Here is a 761-nt window from a genome sequence, read left to right as displayed (position 1 = left end):
CGGTGGGTGGTAGATATGGATTTGTCCAAGTGTTTCGACACCCTGGACCATGATCTGATTATCAACAGCCTGGGCCGCCGGGTCAGGGATGGCAGCATCCTGGGATTGGTGCGAAGTTTTCTGACCAGCGGGGTAATGGTAGGATCGGAATGGGAGCCGAGTGAAGTCGGCAGTCCCCAAGGCGGGGTGATCAGTCCGTTGTTGGCCAACATCTATCTGGACGCATTTGATCAGTTCATGATGGAGCGCGGTCATCGGATTGTTCGTTACGCCGATGATATTCTGATTCCGTGCCGGTCGAAGAGTGCTGCGGTGAATGCCCTGAGTCAGGCCAGCCGCTATCTGGAAGAAGAGTTGCGTCTCACCGTAAACCGGGAAAAGACCCAGATTGGGCACAGTGCTCGCGGGGTGAATTTTCTGGGAGTGACCATTCACTCCTCGTACACCCGGATCAAACGGGCCAAGCTCAAGTCTTTCAAGGCCAAAGTGAAGGCGATGACCCGGCGGAATATCCCGGTGAACCTGGCTAAGGTCATTGGCGACCTGAACCCGGTGCTGCGGGGTTTTGCCAACTACTTTCGGATAGCCAACTGCCAAGGGGAATACCAGCAGTTGACGGCGTGGATACGACGGAGATTGCGAGCCATCCAGCTGAAACTGTGGAAAAAGCCCAACCGGCTACACCGCAGATTGAGGCAGCTTGGTTATCAAGGCGAATTTAAGGCGATCAGGATGAACTCCTGGGCCAATGCCGCCAATCC

1 protein-coding gene is annotated in these 761 nt (G+C 55.3%); it reads left to right on the top strand.

All coding sequences use genetic code 11. From position 1 onward, the window contains the following. Positions 1-761: reverse transcriptase domain-containing protein (locus ACHHTY_RS12055; RefSeq protein ID WP_395494417.1), on the top strand; the 761-nt coding region annotated here is incomplete at both ends.

The organism is Desulfurivibrio nitratireducens, assembly GCF_044068515.1.
In the GTDB taxonomy this organism is placed as follows: Bacteria; Desulfobacterota; Desulfobulbia; order Desulfobulbales; family Desulfurivibrionaceae; genus Desulfurivibrio.
This window is presented reverse-complemented; position numbering and strand designations above follow the sequence as displayed.